General features: G+C 58.9%; 14 protein-coding genes. 11 read left to right on the plus strand and 3 right to left on the minus strand.

Features of this window, described 5'->3' with window-relative positions; genetic code table 11:
* Positions 1-129 precede the first annotated feature (129 nt).
* The 10 genes from ACWNRM_RS03630 (at position 130) to ACWNRM_RS03675 (ending at position 12147) form a co-directional block, all read left to right on the plus strand.
* Positions 130-1851, plus strand: coding sequence for an FGGY-family carbohydrate kinase (locus ACWNRM_RS03630; protein ID WP_485169653.1), 1722 nt, complete (start codon positions 130-132; stop codon positions 1849-1851).
* A gap of 71 nt (positions 1852-1922) precedes the next feature.
* The gene (locus ACWNRM_RS03635) at positions 1923-3614 is read left to right on the plus strand and encodes a glycerol-3-phosphate dehydrogenase/oxidase (protein WP_485169652.1); all 1692 of its coding nucleotides are present in this window, start codon (positions 1923-1925) and stop codon (positions 3612-3614) included.
* A gap of 29 nt (positions 3615-3643) precedes the next feature.
* Entirely contained in the window at positions 3644-4600 is a 957-nt protein-coding gene (locus tag ACWNRM_RS03640) for a hypothetical protein (RefSeq protein WP_485169651.1), read from the plus strand.
* 189 nt (positions 4601-4789) lie between these two features.
* Positions 4790-5554 (plus strand): triose-phosphate isomerase, encoded by a 765-nt coding sequence (locus tag ACWNRM_RS03645; RefSeq protein ID WP_485169650.1) that lies wholly within the window; start codon positions 4790-4792, stop codon positions 5552-5554.
* Positions 5551-6378 carry a DeoR/GlpR family DNA-binding transcription regulator gene (locus tag ACWNRM_RS03650; protein WP_485169649.1) on the plus strand — a complete coding sequence of 276 codons (828 nt, stop codon included), beginning with the start codon at positions 5551-5553 and terminating at the stop codon, positions 6376-6378. The genes ACWNRM_RS03645 and ACWNRM_RS03650 overlap by 4 nt, the downstream gene beginning before the upstream one ends.
* A gap of 22 nt (positions 6379-6400) precedes the next feature.
* The gene (locus tag ACWNRM_RS03655) at positions 6401-6868 is read left to right on the plus strand and encodes an RpiB/LacA/LacB family sugar-phosphate isomerase (protein ID WP_485169648.1); all 468 of its coding nucleotides are present in this window, start codon (positions 6401-6403) and stop codon (positions 6866-6868) included.
* Positions 6869-6900: 32 nt separating this feature from the next.
* The gene (locus ACWNRM_RS03660; protein WP_485169647.1) at positions 6901-7827 is read left to right on the plus strand and encodes a substrate-binding domain-containing protein; all 927 of its coding nucleotides are present in this window, start codon (positions 6901-6903) and stop codon (positions 7825-7827) included.
* A 17-nt stretch (positions 7828-7844) separates the two neighbouring features.
* On the plus strand, positions 7845-9350 hold the full coding sequence (locus ACWNRM_RS03665; RefSeq protein WP_485169646.1) for a sugar ABC transporter ATP-binding protein: 1506 nt from the start codon (positions 7845-7847) through the stop codon (positions 9348-9350).
* Positions 9340-10362, plus strand: coding sequence for an ABC transporter permease (locus ACWNRM_RS03670; RefSeq protein WP_485169645.1), 1023 nt, complete (start codon positions 9340-9342; stop codon positions 10360-10362). Before ACWNRM_RS03665 ends, ACWNRM_RS03670 begins: the two co-directional genes overlap by 11 nt.
* 63 nt (positions 10363-10425) lie before the next feature.
* Positions 10426-12147, plus strand: coding sequence for a dihydroxyacetone kinase family protein (locus ACWNRM_RS03675; protein ID WP_485169644.1), 1722 nt, complete (start codon positions 10426-10428; stop codon positions 12145-12147).
* Positions 12148-12356: 209 nt separating this feature from the next.
* On the opposite strand, the gene ACWNRM_RS03680 is transcribed toward ACWNRM_RS03675, so the two are convergent.
* Both ACWNRM_RS03680 and ACWNRM_RS03685 read right to left on the minus strand, forming a co-directional pair.
* Positions 12357-13775 (minus strand): amino acid permease, encoded by a 1419-nt coding sequence (locus tag ACWNRM_RS03680; protein ID WP_485169643.1) that lies wholly within the window; start codon positions 13773-13775, stop codon positions 12357-12359.
* A 199-nt stretch (positions 13776-13974) separates the two neighbouring features.
* Positions 13975-14820 carry an undecaprenyl-diphosphate phosphatase gene (locus ACWNRM_RS03685; RefSeq protein WP_485169642.1) on the minus strand — a complete coding sequence of 282 codons (846 nt, stop codon included), beginning with the start codon at positions 14818-14820 and terminating at the stop codon, positions 13975-13977.
* Between the two features lie 128 nt (positions 14821-14948).
* Between ACWNRM_RS03685 and ACWNRM_RS03690 the strand changes: the two genes are divergently transcribed.
* Positions 14949-15401: an MlaD family protein gene (locus ACWNRM_RS03690; RefSeq protein ID WP_485169641.1), complete on the plus strand. Its 453-nt coding sequence runs from the start codon at positions 14949-14951 to the stop codon at positions 15399-15401.
* A gap of 201 nt (positions 15402-15602) precedes the next feature.
* Here the strand turns inward: ACWNRM_RS03690 and ACWNRM_RS03695 are convergent, their stop codons facing one another.
* Entirely contained in the window at positions 15603-16703 is a 1101-nt protein-coding gene (locus tag ACWNRM_RS03695; protein WP_485169689.1) for a D-alanine--D-alanine ligase, read from the minus strand.
* Positions 16704-16758: the final 55 nt, after the last annotated feature.

The raw sequence follows: 16758 nt of genomic DNA on the forward strand, positions 1-16758 counted from the left end.
ATATCGAAAACGCCTACCAATACACCGAACGTATCATTTATCACAACTAATTGTGATTATCGAAACATTATACTTGGAGATAATCATAAGGAAAGAATATCGCCCTTCTCGTCAGAATGGAGCCTGATCATGAGCACTGGATATCTGATCGGGATCGACTGCGGATCATCGAGTGCAAAATCTGTGATTTTTGCGACAGATGGTCGGATTGTCGGTCTTGGTCACGCACGCGTTGCACAGATCACGGATACGCCGCGCCACGTTGAACGCGACATGGACAAAACCTGGCGCATTGTGGCAGGCACGATACGCGACGCGTTGTCCGACGCAGGCCTGAAGGGCGCTGATATTGCCGGTGTGGGCATCACAGCTCACGGTGACGGGCTTTTTCTGCTCGACCGCGACAGGCGCCCGCTTGGTCGTGGCATCATGTCCCTTGATAGCCGCGCCTATGGTATCCATGACGGATGGAAACGTGACGGGCGGCTCGACAGGCTCATGCCGATCGCTGGACAGCGCCCCTATCCCTATTCGGCCACCACGCTGCTTGCGTGGATCAAACGCCATGAGCCCGAACGCTTTGCCTCGATCGGGACAGTATTCTTCGCCAAGGACTGGCTGCGCTATTGCCTTACTGGGCAGGTGGCCACTGATCTGACCGAGGCAAGCACCGCCTTTACCGATCTGCAACGTCAGACCTACAGCCCCTCTATTCTCGCGACACTCGACTTGTCGGAAATAGCGGAAGCCTTGCCAACCATGCTCGATTCCTGTGCGCTGGCAGGCGCAGTAACCGCTGAAGCTGCTGCGCTGACCGGCCTCGCCGAGGGCACTCCTGTCTCAGCAGGTTTGCATGATGTCATTGCCGCGGCGGTCGGGTTGGGCCAGGTCCGCCCGGGTGACATGACCGTCACGGCGGGAACCTTCTCAATCAACGAGGTTCTTCGCGACGGGCCTGTGACCGGCCCCGAATGGGCGTGCCGCGCGGGATACCGCAAGGGGTTGTGGAACTGCATGGCAATATCACCTGCCTCTGCCAGCAATCTGGAATGGATGGCACGCTACGTGGAACCTGACGATCCAGAGGCGGCGGCCAGGCTGATCGATGCCTCCATAGCAAAATTTGCGACTGGCCGTACTGCACGACAGATACCGCTCTATCATCCTTATCTTTTCGGCTCGCCCTTCGAGACACCCGCTACCGCGTCCTTTCTTGGCGTGCAGTCTTGGCACGACCGTGCCGATCTGTTCCGCGCAATGATCGAGGGTACGATCTTCAATCACCGCCACCATGTGGAGGATTTGCTCAAGACCGGTGCTGTATGTCAGATCGGCATCTCGGGCGGTGGAAGCCGCCATCCCGAAATCGGACAGCTCTTTGCCGACATTCTCGGACGCCCTGTCATGACGTCGCCGGTGAGGGAAGCCGGCGCTCTGGGGGCCGCCCTTACAGCAACCGTGGCCTGCGGCATGGCGTCAACACTGGAGGATGCCGTGGATGCCCTTCATGTTCACCCACGTCGTTTCGAGCCAGATACGACGCTCGCCGCCTATTACGATGTCATCTATGACCGGTATCTCGCTATAGCCAAGGTTCTGGAACCCTTCTGGCCATCCCTGCATAGTGATCAGGGAGATGACTACACAGAAGCGGTCGCTGCATACGACGGGACGTCAGCAAATCAGGCTGAAGATACCACAATACCTCCATCCGCGGCAGAGACCAGAGAATTCTCGGCCTCGTCATCGGGGCCTGTGGAAGCCTCGACCATCACACAGACGATGAACGTGACGATCGCTGCCACTCAGCGGCCAGCCGTTCCCCCGGGTTCCGCACCCATGCATCCCTGACTGCCCCGCTCACAAGCTGTCTCATCGCTTGCCTTTCAAATACCCATGCTCATTACGGATCGCGAAACCCCATGACCCATTCTGCCGAACACCTCGACTCAGCCCATTTTGATGTGACGATCATCGGTGCGGGCATCAACGGGGTTGGCCTTTTTCGCGAGCTGGCTCTACAGGGCGTGAATGTTCTGCTTATCGAGCGCGAGGATATCTGCGCGGGCGCCTCAGCCGCTCCATCACGCCTGATTCACGGCGGCATCAAATATCTCGAGACGGGAGAATTTCGTCTCGTCGCGCAATCAACGCTTGAGAGGAACCTGCTGCTTCGCAATGCCCCGCATCTGGTCACCGCCTTGCCGACAGTGATCCCGATCCACTCATGGTTTGGCGGGATTGTGCCCTCAATCAAGCGCTTCTTTCGTTTCAAGAGCAAACTCGCAGATCGCGGCGTGCTGATCACCGAGATCGGTATGCAGATCTATGATTTCCTGGGACGGCGGGCAAAGGTGATGCCCCGCCACTCCCTTACACTAGGCAACAAGGTCAGGCAGAGCTGGCCGCATATGACCCGCAAGGTCATTGCGACCGGACGCTACTATGATGCCGCCGTCTCCCAGCCCGAACGACTGGGGTTTGAATGCGTCGAAGATGCGCTCAAACTCAATCTCGGCTGCGCAATCAAGACGTATAGCGAAGTCGAGGCCTTCAGCGAGGGCACATTGACCTTGCATGATCGCGTGACCGGCGACAGGGAACAGGTGCGCACGGACCTGATCGTGAATGCTGGTGGCGCATGGATCGACCGTGTCAATGCGCAACTCGGCCTCACAACACGCTATATCGGCGGCACCAAAGGATCCCATCTCGTCATCCGTCATGAAGGCTTGCTGCGCGAACTGAATGGGCAGATGGTGTATTTCGGTACCGCGGACGGACGGATCTGCCTGGCTTATCCCTTCCTTGGGCACGTGCTCGTCGGCTCTACCGATATTCCGGTGCAAGACCCAGATACCGTGCAATGCTCACAGGATGAGCAATCGTACATGCTGCGCATGCTGGCCGAGCTGTTTCCCGGCTTCTCGATTGGTGACGACGACGTGATCTACCGCTATTGCGGAGTCAGACCGCTCCCCGCGAGCAGCGCAGATGACCCTGGCGCGATCAGCCGTGATCATGTCATCCACACGGATTACGCAGGCATCACCCCGGTTCTGTCGCTAATTGGGGGGAAATGGACCACATTTCGTGGATTGGCGGAAGAGGTGGCAGACAAGACGCTCTGCATGCTGCACAAGAAGAGAGTATCCTCTTCGCGTCAGCGCCCGATCGGGGGCGGAGCTCACTATCCTTCACCTCGTACAAAAACAGCTTATCTGCGCAATCTCGCAGATAAATATGGCCTGAGCGTATCTCGCGCAGCCTCACTCCTTGAACGTTACGGCACGACAGCAGAGCGGGTTGCAGAATACTGCGCCAAAACGACTGATACGGCCCTGGTTAGTCTTCCAGAGTATACAAAGAACGAGATTCTCTACATCACACATGAAGAACTCGTGCGCAACGTGAATGATCTAGTCTACCGCCGCACGCCGATTGCCCTGCGCGGATTACTGACCCATGCAGTGATCGATGAGATTTGTGGCCTGATGGCTGGGCCGTTGGGCTGGACCGATGTCGAGCGGACACATCAGGCGGAAACCTGCTGGCACATTGCCCAAGCGCAGCACGGCATGACTGAACGCCGCCCCAGCTCAGGCGCTGTGTAAAGTCGGCATTGCGCCAGGGAAGGACACTCATGAACCGTTTTCGTCAGAAACTCGCCCGGATGAAGGCGCAATGCGACACGCGTGGCGATTTCATTCTCGTAGATGCGCGCGATGCAGATATGGCAGGGGGCATGTCAGCGCTCTTTCGCCCTGGTCAAGGGCCAATGACGAAAGCAGAATTTCTGGACGATATCTGTGACATCGTCACTCAGGATCTGGTCGACATGGTCCTTGCCTCTGTTTCCACGCATGAGGATCTACTGACCTCCCACGTTAGCGCCCTGCGCGACATCCAGCTTGCCGTGCGCTTCAATGACAGCTCCGATCTTTGGCGTGTCCGTGCGGGGAGCTTTGAAAACCAGACATCGTTGCCATTCAGGACAGCCACGTTCAATCAGGCACTTTGCAACTTCGGGCTGTACTCGCTGACGTTCAATGGCGAGGCAACCCATGACGTGATGGTTCTGGATCACTTTCGGACATTTCGCCGCGAGGCAAAAGAAACAGGTTTCGAGTATTTTCTGGAAGTCTTCAATCCGAACAAGGCCGACATTGATCCGGATGGTTTCGGCGATTTTCTCAATGACATGATCACCCGGTGCCTCGCCGGAATGCGTCGTGACGAAATGCCGCAATTGCTGAAGATCCCGTTCAATACGCGGGAAAGTCTCTCGGCGCTCTGCCGGTATGACCCGCGGGTTGTCGTTGGCATCATGGGCGGTGGCAGTGGCACGACCCGCGATTGCATGGAACTTCTCAGCCAGGCTCAGCAGGCTGGTGCTCGGGCGGCTCTCTTTGGCCGAAAGATCCTGCATGCCGAGGATCCCGCCCTGATGATTACCATGATGAGAAACGTGACGGACGGCGTTCTGACCCCGATCCAGGCTGTCTCATTCTATCATCAAGGACTGGAGGAAAGGGGGATCAAAGCACGTCGCCTCATGTCCCATGATTGTGAGATCACAGAACGGCGTCTCATGTCGTAACACCAGCAGACTTGGCACAAGATATTGAAATGGCTGCCAATATCGCAAATTCCAGTGAGTATTCTTTTTTCACTCATATCAATGTGAACGATCACAATGATATTTTCTCTATGAGAGTGTTATCTTCTCCCGTAAAGTAACATCCAGACGTTACGAACTGGCCGCCGTGCTGCGTGGAAAGAGGAAGCAATGCCCCGAAAGTCTCTCTGGATCGGAACAAGCTGGAAGATGAACAAGGGGCCTGGAGCTGCGCGCAATGCTGCCGCCCAGATCGCCAATATGAGTGTACCTGAGACGATTACCCCTTTTGTCATCCCTCCTTTCACCTCTCTCGAAGCAGTTGCGGCGCGCCTTGAGAACACGGGCTGGCATGTCGGTGCGCAGAACATGCATTGGGAAGACGAAGGAGCATGGACGGGCGAAATTTCTCCCCAAATGGTTCGTGAATGTGGGGCAGATCTGATCGAACTCGGCCACTCGGAGCGCCGCGAGCATTTCGGTGAGACCGATATCACGGTAAACCTCAAGGTACGCGCCGCTATCCGCCATGGTCTGCGACCGCTGATCTGCATTGGTGACAGCGCCGACGAATACGCGTTCAACGTGACGAACGAGATCCTTGCACGCCAGACCAAAATGGCGCTTCACGGCCTGACGTCGGATGAAATCGTTACGGTGCTCCTGGCCTATGAGCCGATCTGGGCGATCGGCGCGAAGGGCCGGGCAGCCGAGCCGGATTTTGTCGATGTTGCCCATAGGCGCTTGCGCCATGTGCTGGCAGAGCTTGTGGGAGAGGAGCAGGCGCGACGTGTGCCTCTTTTATATGGCGGCAGCGTCTCACTCGATAACGCCGGCCGCTACACGGCGCTCAGCGATGTAGACGGCGTCTTTATCGGTCGCTCGGCCTGGGATCCCTCTGGGCTCGAGGCCATCATCAGGTCTGTAGCGTCATGAGCGGCGCGAGCGGGGTCGAGAGCAAGGCCGTCTCGGCCAGACGACGCGAGATTCTGGATTACGTGCTCGAAAACGGGGGCGCGCAGATCGAGGAACTGGTGGATCGTTTCTCGACCAGCCGCATGACCATCCATCGCGACCTCCATGCGCTGTCCGAGCAGGGGTTGGTGCGCAAGGTGCATGGCGGTGTGACCATGCTGGCCAGCGGTGTGATGGAAACGAGCGTCGTCCATCGCATGCGCCGTGCCTCGCGCGAGAAACAGGCCATTGCCCGCCTTGCAGCAGGATTTATCAAGGCTGGCGATATCATCGCACTCGACGATTCCACCACCTCGCGCATCCTGTCTGAAAACCTGCCTTCAGGCATGCCGCTCACAGTGCTGACAAACAGCATGGGAATTGCGACGCAGATTGCAGGCGCACGCGATATCAGCCTGATATCATTGGGCGGCAAATATCACCCCCGCTTCGACGCCTTTCTCGGCATCCTGTGCGAGCAGGGGACCAAATCACTCAGGGCCAATACACTCTTCATGTCCGTCTCTGCCGTGCGTGATCTCGGCGCGTTCCATCAGGAGCAGGAGATCGTCAAGTGCAAGATGGCCCTTATGGAAATTGTCGATCGTCGCATCCTGATGATCGACAGCCAGAAATTCGATGTTACCGCATTGAACCGTCTGGCCAGCCTTTCTGACTTTGATGTCGTGATCACCGACTCAGGTGTGTCCGAAAGCCAGAAGAACCGAATGCTTGATGCTGGCATCAACCTGCATGTCGCCCATCTGGATGACGCAGCGCCCACCTCGCATTCTCCATCCCCCTGAAACACGTTCAAGGAAAACGATCATGAAAATTGCAGTTGGTGGCGACAGCGCCGGTGAGGGACTGGCTCAGCAGATCGTGGCGCATCTCAAGGCCAAGGGTGTCGATGCGGTCGATCTCTCGCGCCCCGTCGATGCGAAAAGCGAACTTTACGCGGAATTGAGCGAGCGCGTGGGTCACGCCATTCTCTCGGGCGAATATGAGCGCGGCATCCTGTGCTGCGGCACCGGTATCGGGGTCGCGATTTCGGCCAACAAGATCCCTGGTATCCGCGCAGCTCAGGCTCATGATGCGTATTCGGCCGAGCGCGCCGCCCTGTCGAACAACGCCCATATCATCACATTGGGTGCACGCGTCGTCGGGTCCGAACTGGCCAGGACGATTGTCGATTCCTTTCTTGCAAAAGAATTCGACCCGGCAAGCGCTTCCAAGAAGAACGTCGATGGCATCGATGCTCTTGATAAGAAGTATTCGCCAAACTCCATCAAGTAATGGATTAACACGACCACATAAGGTCTGATTTCATGAAAAAAGTCCTGCTCGCTACCGCATCCCTCCTTCTCGCTCCGATGGTCGCTCATGCGGCCCCGGAGAACGGGCCGATGCGTTTCGTCATGATCCCAAAAGCCGTGCACCCCTGGTTCGACAAGGCAAATAATGGTGCCCAGTCGGCTGCGCAATTGCTCAGCAAGGCTACCGGTCGCACCATCACGGTGGAATATCGTGCACCGCAGACGGCCGATGTCTCGACCCAGAACGACATTATCGAACGGGCCATTGCGACACACCCTGATGGCCTGATCCTTGACCTTCTCGATGAGAAGGGCAATCGCGCCACCATGCAGGAAGCGGTTGACGAGAAGATCCCGATGACGGTGTTCGACTCTCTTCCTCCCGAAGGCATGAATATCACGGCAGTCGGGGCTAATTTTTGCGAGCAGGGCACTCTGGCAGCCGAACGGCTTGCCAAGCTGATCGATCACAAGGGCGAGGTTGCCATCATGATGGGGGTGCCAACTGCACCCAACCATGCTCTGCGCGCCCGCTGTGAGCTCAAGGTATTTGCCAAGTATCCCGATATCAAGGTCGTTGCCACAGGCATCGACAATGACAGCATCGAAACGGCTCAAAAGCAGGCCTCGGCCATCATGCAGGCTCACCCCAATCTTGGTGGCTGGGTCGCCTGTGATGCTGCTGGTCCGGTGGGTATCGGTCAGGCCATTCGCGAGAGCGACAAGGTGGGCAAGGTCCAGGAAGTCGGGCTCGATAACCTGAGTGACATGCTTCAGCTCATCAAGGATGGCGTGGTGGACTCTTCGGCATCGAGCCGTCCTGAGATGCAGGGTTACTGGGCTGTAATCGCCGCCTGGCAAAAGGCGATGGGTCAGCAGACGCCCAAGAACATCGATACGGGTATCGACATCATCACCAAAGCCACACTCACCAAGTAAGCAATGGGAGCAGGGCCATGGTCCTCCTCAAGGCGACAGGCATACGAAAGACCTATCCGGGTGTCGTAGCGCTTGACCATATCGACCTGACCCTGGAACCCGGCAAGGTGCATATCCTTGCCGGGGAAAACGGGGCGGGCAAATCTACCCTCATCAAAACTCTTTCCGGACTGGTCAGACCCGATGAGGGGACATTGGTGATCGATGATGCCGATGCCCTTCACGATCACAAGCTGTTTCGACGGGTGGCCTACGTTCCCCAGGAACTCAATCTCTTCCCCTACCTGACCGTTGCGGAAAACATGTTCATGCCGTTTGCCCGCTCGGGCTTCGGCACGGTCACCGTTTCCGAAAAGGCCATGGAAGCCAAGGCCGCCGAGTATATCGCGCGTTTCGGTATTCACGCGCGGCCCGATCAGAAGGTCGCCGAAATCAGCGTGCCCGATCAGCAGCTTCTGCAGATTGCCCGCGCGGCAACCCAGGAAGATTTCGGGGTCATGATCCTCGATGAGCCGACCTCATCGCTTACAGCCCGTGAGACAGAACAGCTTTTCCGCATCGTATGTGATCTGCGCGACCAGGGCGTGGCCATCGTGTTCGTCTCGCACAAGATGGAGGAGATCTTTTCGCTGGGCGATACGGTCACCGTGCTGCGCAATGGCCGCAGCGTTGGCAGCTTTCCTATGGAGGGCATGACCGAAAGCGAACTGATCCGCCTGATGTCGGGCAGTACGGTCAAGCTGGACGAACAATTCCAGTCCGATCCGGAATCTCGCACGGGCGAGACGATTCTCAAGGTAGATAATCTGTGCGGGCCCGGGTTCGAGGATATTTCCTTTGAATTGAAAAGAGGCGAAATCCTCGGCTTCGCGGGTCTGGTTGGCGCAGGCCGTTCCGAAATCATGCAGGCCATGTTCGGTTTCCGCAAAGTCCGGAGCGGCCAGGTGATGCTTGATGGAAAGGTCATCGCCCCCAACAGGCCGGACAAAGCCGTCAAGGCAGGGATGATCTACCTCTCTGAAGAGCGCAAGCATCACGGTATCTTCCCGATGCTCAGCGTGCGCGAAAATATCGCGCTCGCCGTCACCGATGACATCTCCACAGGTGGACTGATCTCCCCCAGGCGGGAGAAAGAGATCGTCCGTGAGATCATCCAGCGTTTCGATGTCCGCACCTCATCAGCCGCGAAGAAGATCATGTTTCTCTCTGGCGGCAACCAGCAAAAAGCGATCATCGGCCGCGCCATGGCACGCAAGCCTCGCTTGCTCATATTCGATGAGCCGACGAAGGGCATCGATATCGGCACCAAGTTCCAGATCTACCGGATCATGCAACGCCTTGCGGAAGAGGGCGTCGGCATCATTCTGGTCTCGTCAGAAATGAACGAATTGCAGCGTTGCGCCACGCGCATCATCACCCTCTATTCCGGCCGTATCAACGGTTCCTTCGAGCACGACAAGACGGATGTCAGCACGCTGGTCGCCTCGATCATCGGCTCACCGGAGACCAGACATGTCGCATGAACCCTCAAACCTTCCGCGGGCCGATGGCACGACGGTCGTCGCGGCCCCCAGCAGCGGCGCCCGCATAAAGGCTCTGGCAGCCAATCCGCTCTGCGGTGTGATCGTGGCCCTCGTGGTCATCTTTGTCCTGTCCTGCTCGCTATCATCGCACTTCCTGACCGCGTTCAACATGAAGATCATCGCGCGCTCGCTGGCTTTCGTGGGGCTCGTCACGATCGGTCAGGCCATATTGATGATTCTCGGTGAGCTCGACCTTTCTGTCGGGGCCATTGGCGGCCTTGCCGGAGTAACAGGCGGCCTGCTCATGGTTCAGGCAGGCCTCAATCCGTGGCTTTCCCTCATTCTCTGCCTCGCACTCGGCACGGGGTGCGGGCTGCTCAATGGCCTGCTCATCACCAGGCTGCGCCTGCACTCGCTGGTGCTGACCATCGGCATGGCCGGTGTCTACGGGGGGGCTAATCTGGTGCTCACCAAGGGCGTGGCCATCACCGGAATCCCGAGTGATATTGCTTTCCTTGGCCGTGGCATGATGTTCGGTCTGCCCGTACCCTTCGTGATCCTGCTCGTCTGCCTTGCGATCGTGTCCTTCGTCATGATCCGCACCCCGCTGGGGCGCTATGTCTATGCCATTGGCAGCAATAATGCGGCTGCACGGATGCTTGGCATCAGGGTGGACGCCATTCGCGTGTGTGCTTTCGCAACGGCAGGTTTCCTTTCCGCACTGGCAGGTATCGTGATGGTCGCCCGCCTCGGAACAGCTCAGCCTTCCATCGGCGATACATGGGTGCTTGCCCCCATCGCAGCGGCCGTCATCGGCGGTGTCGCCACGACAGGCGGCCTTGGCAGCCCATTCGGCGCCGTTCTGGGCGCTGTCATCATCGGGATCATCGAAAACGTCATCGTGCTGTTCGGCATTTCGCCGTACTGGCAGTCGATCGTCAGCGGCGGCATCGTCGTGGCGGCCATTTCCTTCGATGCTATCGCAAGACGCTATTTCAACCGGGAAGCATGATGCGGCCGCTCCCTGACGGCGTGGCTCTCTGCTTCCATCGCGAACCTCAGCAAGGATAATATCATGACTAAGATCTGTGGCGACGCCGAGAACTTCGCAACATCGGCCCTGCGCGGATTTGCCAGCCTTTATCGTGACATCGTCCAGCCGGTCCGTGGTGGCGTGCTGCGTAGTCAACCCGGCGCCAAGGGCAAGGTGGCTCTGGTGGTTGGCGGCGGGTCCGGGCATTTCCCGGCATTCAACGGGTATGTCGGCACCGGCTTTGCCGATGCTGCTGTGGCGGGCGACGTCTTTGCTTCGCCCTCGACACAAGCCATTCTCCGTATTGCCCGGCAAGCCAATCTGGGTGGCGGCGTTATCCTTGGCTACGGCAATTACGCCGGCGACGTGCTGAATTTCAGTATCGCCGCAGAGCGCCTTTGTGCCGAGGGCATCGATGCCCGCATGATCGCCACGACAGACGATATCGCAAGCGCCCCTGCCGAGGAGGCCAGCCGACGTCGTGGCACGGCAGGCGATGTACCCGTTTTTAAGATCACGGGGGCGGCGGCCGAAGCGGGTCTCTCCCTCGACGAGGTTGAGGCGGTGGGCCAGCGTGCCAATGCACGCACGCGCTCTTTCGGTGTGGCCTTCGACGGATGCACCCTGCCCGGTGAAACCGAGAAGCTGTTCCATGTCCCGAATGGTCGGGTTGCGCTCGGCCTTGGTGTTCATGGAGAGCAGGGCATTGATGAGCAGGATCTCATGCGCCCCGAAGCGCTGGCCGCCATCCTGTGCGAGCGCCTGTTGAAGGAAGCACCCCCCAAGGCGGGATCGCGCATTACGGCGCTCTTGAATGGCCTGGGCGGGACGAAATATGAAGAGCTTTTCGTGCTGTGGGAAGCGATCATCCCCTATCTCGAAAATGCCGGATATACCCTGGTCGCGCCCATTGCCGGGGAATACATTACCAGCCTCGATATGGCCGGATGCTCACTGACGATCACATGGCTCGATGAAGAGCTTGAGCGTTTCTGGTGCGCGCCGGTGGATAGCGCGGCATTTCGCCGCAACGCGGTGACACGCGTGCAGGATCATGCCCTGTCGGTGCTGACAGATGCCCCGGCCGTTTACATGAAATCCCTCACCGACGCCGGACGCGATGGCGGTCGCTGCGTAGCGTCCATCATGGTCAAGCTCTCACACGCCCTGACAGAGGCCGAGGCCGAGCTTGGGCAGATCGACGCCCATGCGGGCGATGGGGATCACGGGCAAGGAATGGCCCGTGGGGCAGCTGCCTCGGCCAAGGCCGCGCTGGCCGCTGTCGAGGCCGGGGCGGGCCCTGCGACAGTGCTCGCAGCGGCAGCAGATGCCTGGGCGGATCGTGCCGGCGGCACATCGGGCGCCTTGTGGGGGGCGGGGTTGTTCGCCTTCAGCACAGCCTTCGATGACTCTGCCGTGCCCGATGCCCAGAGCCTTTCAACCGGCCTGCGTCGCGCAATGGAAAAGATTACAGCCCTCGGCAAGGCGAAGCCGGGTGACAAGACCCTTATGGATGCTCTGGTCCCCCTAGTGGAACGCTTCGAGCAGGGTTTGCGCCAGGGAGAGAGTGTCTCGAAGGCCTGGAGCGAAGCCGCCAAGGCATCGACCACCGCCGCCGAGGCAACGAAGGACCTTCTGCCACGGCTGGGCCGCGCACGCACCCATGGCGAGCGCAGCAAGGGTTACCCTGACGCTGGTGCAATTTCCATGGCGCTCAGCGCCCGTGTCGTGGGTGAGGCGCTTGCCTCGCTCTCTGTGAAGTAACATCGCAAGTCCAAACACGATGGCTCAAGAGGCCACTGCGTTTGAGACCAATTGAAGCAAGCCTGGAAGGGGGGGCTCTCATGCTCCCCTTATTCACGTTCCATGCCCAGCTTATCCACAAGCTTGCCCACGAACGCATCCACCAAATCTGTGGGTAATGTCATGAGCGGCACCAGGACGCCCCCTCGGTAGACGCCTGCGCTCATGCCTCAGGGGGAAAGTGATTCCTCTGTGGCAAAGCGGGAGTTGTGCCGGGAGTAGAACCAGTAGGTCGCAAATCCGAGCCCTGCATAAGCAATCAGCAACAGGGCCGGGACCGGATTGCCGTGCATCAGGGCGCGGGCCATGTCGGCAAAAAGCGGGGCAATCATCACGAGGCAGAACAGGATACCCAGCGTCGGGGTGACGCCAATCCACCATCCCCTGATGGTGACGCCCCCCAGCGGAACGCTGAAGCTTCTCGGCATATCGGGGTGCTTGTTGCGCTGCCAGATAACCGTGAAGCACACGATACCAAAGGCGGCTGCCGTGCCAATACTGACAAGATCGCTGATCACGTCAATCGGCAAGGTGGCTGTGGCAAGAGCCACCAGAATGCCGAGCAGGATCGTCCCGGTCCAAGGCGTATGGTAGCGCTTGTGCACATACGCAAAGATCGGGGGGAGCAGCCCGTCGCGGCTCATTGCGAAGAAGATGCGTGTCTGCCCGTAGAGCAGCCCCAGCAATACCGAGCAAAGCCCGATCGTGGCACCGAGATTGACGAACAGGGCAAGCCAGGGCTGATGCATGGCGCGCACGGCAATCGCGAGCGGATCGGCCACATTGAGCTGCTGGTAGGGCACGATACCGATCAGGATGGACGCTACACACACATAAACGATCGTGCATATCACAAGACTGCCGATGATCCCGATCGGTACATCCCGACGCGGGTTACGCGCCTCAGCCGAGGCGGTCGAGACGGCTTCGAACCCGACATAAGCGAAGAAGATGATCGAGGCTGCGCGAAACATACCGGGAATGCCGTACTGGAAGCCGCCCCGATATTCCGGAATAAAAGGATGCCAGTAGGAGGGGTGCAGTGCGAACAGACCGCATATGACAAACAGGAAAAGCACGCCGACCTTGATGAACACAATCACCGTGTTGACGCGCGCTGATTCCTGCACACCGCGCACCAGGCAGGCTGTCACCACTGCGATGGCCAATGTCGCAACAAGGTCGAAGCGCCATCCCGAAGTGATAGCCATACCGCCGCTTCCCGGTACGGTCTGGAAGGTTGCCTGGCTGAGCGCGGCCGGGACATGCACGTTGAAGCTCGAAAGCAGGCTCGTGGCATAGCCGGACAGTCCTGAGGCGACAGCAGCGCAGGAGATGCCGTATTCGAGCAGCAGCAACCACCCGACCGTCCAGGCGGCCTTCTCACCCATCGACACATAGGCGTAGGAATAGGCAGATCCCGAAACAGGCAGGCTGGAAGAAAGCTCACCATAGGAAAAGGCCGTAAAGAGGCAGGCCAGCGCCGCAATAATGAACGAGACAAGGATGGACGGCCCCGCATACTCGGCGGCGGCTGTGCCGGTCATGACATAAATGCCAGCGCCGATCGTGGAGCCAACACCGAGCATCACAAGCTGCGTGGCAGTCAGCGAGCGCTTGAGCCCGTTGGTTTCGTAATCAGCCGTAACCTGTTCGAGCGTCTTGCGTCGGCTTGCGGAGTTCGATGCGGAGGGTGGAAATTCGGCCAGGTCAGGAATGATACTAATCGCCCATAGTGGAAAAGCCGATCATGCCGGATCGGCTGTCAAAGTGGAAATTATTTCGTTATCAAAAGAGAACGAGTGCGACGAGGGAGACGGCACCGGCTCCCATGCAATAGAAGGCGAAAGGCGACAACGCCCAGCGCTCATGATTGCGGAAATAACGCAGCAGAACGGCCGTGCTGATGAGCGCCGTCACACCCGCCGCGATAGCCGCGATGATGGAAATGCGGATCATGTCCGGGCTGACACTCATATGACGGAGCTGCCACGCCTCATGCACTGTCGCCGCCAGAACCGCAGGCTGCGCCATGAGAAGCGAGAACCGGGCAGCTGTCTCGTGATTGAGCCCACAGACAAGCCCTGCATTGATGGTCGAACCCGAACGCGAGATACCAGGGAAGAGTGCCAGACACTGCCATAGTCCGATCACCATCGCATCGCGGGCCGACATATCAGCAATGGCACGCTGGGGCATGCGCCCCTTGTACGACCGCATCCACTCGGTCACGAGCAGGATCACGCCGTTCAGGATCAGGAAGATCGCCACAGCGGCGGGCGTACCAAAAATGACCTTGAGCTTGTGCTCGAACGCCGCACCGAAGATCACCACCGGAATGGTAGCCACAACCAGAAGCACCAGAATACGGATGGCTTCCTCTCGGCGGGCCGCACCATGCATCCCTATTGCACCGGTAAAAATGGCCAGCCAGTCACGCCAGAAGAAGCAGAATAGCGCAACCAGTGTGCCAAAATGCAGCATCGTCAGAAATGGCAGGAACAGCTCGCTCCGCTCGTCCAGATTCCAGTGAAGCAGGGCGGGAAGGAGGACTGCATGGCCGAGACTGCTCACGGGGAAGAGTTCGGTCAGTCCCTGGACGATGGCCAGAACCAGTGCTTGAAGCAGCGTCATGTCAGCTCAGTATGAAATAAATGTTTCCATCTCCTGCCTTACTGCGGCACGGATCGCAAGCCCGCGCTTGACCGTCACCGCAACTCGGGCGAAGAGTTCCGCTGTTATAACAGGCAGGTGACGCAGATATGGCAGCAAAAAACCGGGGCGGCGCGATTCTGGCCAGCACAATGGTGCTGGCTATCGCAGCGGGCTTTGCTGTCTTCGCCGCGGCGCAGCGACATGGCCCCTCAGGGGACACCCAGAAACTTCATGCCCGCTTCGTTTCTGCCAATGGGCTGAACGCGGGCGCTGCCGTCGTGCTGGCGGGCGTTCGCGTCGGCACGGTCCAGAAAATCAGCCTCGACCCGGCCACACAGATGGCGCAGGTTGATTTCTCCATCGACCGCCATCTGTCGCTGCCTTCCGACACGCTCCTGACCATCGCGGCCCCGACGATGACCTCGGAAAACGCTCTGGCCATCGAGCCTGGCACCTCCCGCGAGCGTCTGCCCTCTGATGGCACCATCACCAACACCCAGGCGCCTACATCGCTTGAGCAGCAGGTCAGCAACTATATCTTCGGGTCCGGCATCCAGTAGACTGCATCGCCCCTGAATGGGGGTGATCCAACAAGGCGGGCAGGGGGCTGAGGCACCGCTCGCAGGCTTATGCACGAACCTATGGCACCCCCAAAAATCGTCCGGCCTGACAACCAAGGTGGTTCCAGCAAAGCGCCATGCAGCTGAAGCGGGCGCTTGGGACGACAGCCATCAATCTGCGTCCGATACTGTCGAATATCCTCAGTCGTTAAGGGGGTAGAGTGCAAGAAGGCGTCTTTGCTTGCGCCAGTAGCGCAGCATCGTATAGGCCCCACAGGTTTTCCAGCCCCGCGCCCTGTTCAGCGCCCCGACCCGAAACGCCATGCGATAGTGGTAGAATTGCGCGCGATACGCCTCCCACAGCGTCGTGCGTGAATCCCATATATGTGTGGCCTCGGATCCGACGCCGTTGAGTTCGATGATCTCGAAATCCTCACCGCGTCGCAGAGCCTCGATCGAGGCCGCTTTGACGTCGATACGACCGAAATGGAATTCGCGGATATCGCCGATGATCTCGTCAAGGCGACGGGTAAGCGCGGGGGTGGCGTCGGCGCAACCGTTGCGGAAGATGGAGCCTTTGCAGTGGTTTCCGGTAAAGACAAGCTGCACCGGCTCCCCCTTGGCGGGAACCGTATCAAGACGATCCTTGAGGCGCGGCAGATAGATGTCCGGCAGCAGATTGGTGCGCGTATCGCGCATGATCAGCTCGCGTATGGTTGCAATACCATCTCCCTCAAGGACCGGCGCTTCCTTGTAGGTGATCGAGGTGATGCGCCCTGAGGCAGCGCCCGGCTCACGGATATAGAACAGTCCGGCCTCGACAGGCCCGGTGGCAAGTGCCTGCGCCATGATGCGCACATTCGACGGGAACGTGTCGAGCACCCCGAGCAGGGCGGCCTTACTCTGGACGAGTTTCACCCCTGTTCCGTTGCACCCGATATCGGGCTTGATCACGGCCGGGAAGTCGATTCCTCTGGCCCTCATGGCAGCGGCCAGTTCTGCCGCATCGTCCTTGCGGCGTCCCTTGCGCAGCATCTGCGTGACATAAGGCGCGATCCAGCGCGTGGCGACCGGACCGGCCAGATCGAGAATGCCGCTCTTGCTTTCGCCACAGAGCCCGCCCGTTTCAATCAGGGGGTTCGCCGCACTGGGTACACTGAAATCGCCATAGCGCAGGCCGAGACCGATCCAGTAAAGAACGATCGGCGTATAGAAAATGGACCCGGGCCAGAATTCAAACAACGAGAGAGGATGCGGCTCTTTCTGGGTTTGACCCTGATGGATTGCAGGCTTGCCGTCCATCGGGGGCTCATCGCGATCAAACGAGTCGGGCAATCCGTGTGTCTTCTGAAGCATC

The organism is Asaia sp. A2 (assembly GCF_057319415.1).